Source organism: Pandoraea eparura, assembly GCF_902459725.1.
Taxonomy (GTDB): domain Bacteria; phylum Pseudomonadota; class Gammaproteobacteria; order Burkholderiales; family Burkholderiaceae; genus Pandoraea; species Pandoraea eparura.
Genome location: NZ_CABPSH010000027.1, coordinates 1 through 2,892, shown reverse-complemented (window position 1 = coordinate 2,892; position 2,892 = coordinate 1). Strand labels below are relative to the sequence as shown.

Sequence of the window (2,892 nt, the reverse complement as noted above, 5' to 3'; positions counted from 1 at the left end):
GGTGTTATCAAAACGGAATGGAAAGTCCGGCCATAGTGGGTGATAGCCCCGTATGAGAAAACCCTGGTGTGGAACTAAGCTTGAGAAAAGTAGGGCGGGACACGTGAAATCCTGTCTGAAGATGGGGGGACCATCCTCCAAGGCTAAATACTCGTAATCGACCGATAGTGAACCAGTACCGTGAGGGAAAGGCGAAAAGAACCCCGGGAGGGGAGTGAAATAGATCCTGAAACCGCATGCATACAAACAGTAGGAGCCTCGCAAGGGGTGACTGCGTACCTTTTGTATAATGGGTCAGCGACTTACATTCAGTGGCAAGCTTAACCGAATAGGGAAGGCGTAGCGAAAGCGAGTCCGAATAGGGCGTTCAGTCGCTGGGTGTAGACCCGAAACCAAGTGATCTATCCATGGCCAGGTTGAAGGTGCGGTAACACGTACTGGAGGACCGAACCCACTAATGTTGAAAAATTAGGGGATGAGCTGTGGATAGGGGTGAAAGGCTAAACAAACTTGGAAATAGCTGGTTCTCTCCGAAAACTATTTAGGTAGTGCCTCGTGTATCACCTTCGGGGGTAGAGCACTGTCATGGTTGAGGGGTCCATTGCGGATTACCTCGCCATAGCAAACTCCGAATACCGAAGAGTGCAATCACGGGAGACAGACATCGGGTGCTAACGTCCGGTGTCAAGAGGGAAACAACCCAGACCGCCAGCTAAGGTCCCTAAATATTGCTAAGTGGGAAACGAAGTGGGAAGGCTAAAACAGTCAGGAGGTTGGCTTAGAAGCAGCCACCCTTTAAAGAAAGCGTAATAGCTCACTGATCGAGTCGTCCTGCGCGGAAGATGTAACGGGGCTAAGCAATATACCGAAGCTGCGGATGCGAGCTTGCTCGCATGGTAGGAGAGCGTTCTGTAAGCCTGTGAAGGTGTCTTGTAAAGGATGCTGGAGGTATCAGAAGTGCGAATGCTGACATGAGTAGCGATAAAGGGGGTGAAAGGCCCCCTCGCCGTAAGCCCAAGGTTTCCTACGCAACGTTCATCGGCGTAGGGTGAGTCGGCCCCTAAGGCGAGGCAGAGATGCGTAGCTGATGGGAAGCAGGTTAATATTCCTGCACCGTCGTATGATGCGATGGGGGGACGGATCGCGGAAGGTTGTCCGGGTGTTGGAAGTCCCGGTCCCTGCAGTGGAGAAGGCGCTTAGGCAAATCCGGGCGCGTAATTCAAGGCTGTGGGGCGAGTACCTTCGGGTACGAAGCAATTGGAAGTGGTTCCAAGAAAAGCCTCTAAGCTTCAGTCATACGAGACCGTACCGCAAACCGACACAGGTGGGCGAGATGAGTATTCTAAGGCGCTTGAGAGAACTCGGGAGAAGGAACTCGGCAAATTGGTACCGTAACTTCGGGATAAGGTACGCCCTTGTAGCTTGACTGGCCTGCGCCAGGAGGGTGAAGGGGTTGCAATAAACTGGTGGCTGCGACTGTTTAATAAAAACACAGCACTCTGCAAACACGAAAGTGGACGTATAGGGTGTGACGCCTGCCCGGTGCCGGAAGATTAAATGATGGGGTGCAAGCTCTTGATTGAAGTCCCGGTAAACGGCGGCCGTAACTATAACGGTCCTAAGGTAGCGAAATTCCTTGTCGGGTAAGTTCCGACCTGCACGAATGGCGTAACGATGGCCACACTGTCTCCTCCCGAGACTCAGCGAAGTTGAAGTGTTTGTGATGATGCAATCTACCCGCGGCTAGACGGAAAGACCCCATGAACCTTTACTGTAGCTTTGCATTGGACTTTGAACCGGTCTGTGTAGGATAGGTGGGAGGCTTTGAAGCAGGAACGCTAGTTTCTGTGGAGCCGTCCTTGAAATACCACCCTGGTTTGTTTGAGGTTCTAACCTAGGTCCGTAATCCGGATCGGGGACAGTGCATGGTAGGCAGTTTGACTGGGGCGGTCTCCTCCCAAAGTGTAACGGAGGAGTACGAAGGTACGCTAGGTACGGTCGGAAATCGTGCTGATAGTGCAATGGCAAAAGCGTGCTTAACTGCGAGACTGACAAGTCGAGCAGGTGCGAAAGCAGGTCATAGTGATCCGGTGGTTCTGTATGGAAGGGCCATCGCTCAACGGATAAAAGGTACTCTGGGGATAACAGGCTGATACCGCCCAAGAGTTCATATCGACGGCGGTGTTTGGCACCTCGATGTCGGCTCATCTCATCCTGGGGCTGTAGCCGGTCCCAAGGGTATGGCTGTTCGCCATTTAAAGAGGTACGTGAGCTGGGTTTAAAACGTCGTGAGACAGTTTGGTCCCTATCTGCCGTGGGCGTTGGAAGTTTGAAGGGGGCTGCTCCTAGTACGAGAGGACCGGAGTGGACGAACCTCTGGTGTACCGGTTGTCACGCCAGTGGCATCGCCGGGTAGCTATGTTCGGAAGAGATAACCGCTGAAAGCATCTAAGCGGGAAACTCGCCTTAAGATGAGACTTCCCTGGGAACTCGATTCCCCTTAAGGGTCGTTCAAGACCAGGACGTTGATAGGTCAGGTGTGGAAGCGCAGTAATGCGTTAAGCTAACTGATACTAATTGCCCGTGAGGCTTGATCCTATAACCAGTGTGTTTTTCCTGGTGTGAGTGTCGTGCTCTGTGCCGATACAACTCGCAACCCAACAATTGTGGTACTACGCTTCTTCTGAATTGGTTTTGTTGAGCTCCGCTCAGCAGAACATACAAGTTATGCCTGATGACCATAGCGAGTTGGAACCACCCCTTCCCATCCCGAACAGGACCGTGAAACAACTCCACGCCGATGATAGTGCGGATTCCCGTGTGAAAGTAGGTAATCGTCAGGCTCCCCTTAAAAACCCCTTGCTACAACGCGTAGCAAGGGGTTTTTGCTTT

At 52.2% G+C, this 2,892-nt stretch carries 2 rRNA genes; both read left to right on the top strand.

Annotated features, from left to right (window positions below):
• Positions 1–2,598: ribosomal RNA gene (locus tag PEP31012_RS23425) — 23S ribosomal RNA — on the top strand; the annotation flags it as partial.
• Positions 2,599–2,730: 132 nt separating this feature from the next.
• Positions 2,731–2,843, top strand: a 5S ribosomal RNA gene (gene rrf, locus PEP31012_RS23420).
• The last annotated feature ends 49 nt before the right edge of the window (positions 2,844–2,892 follow it).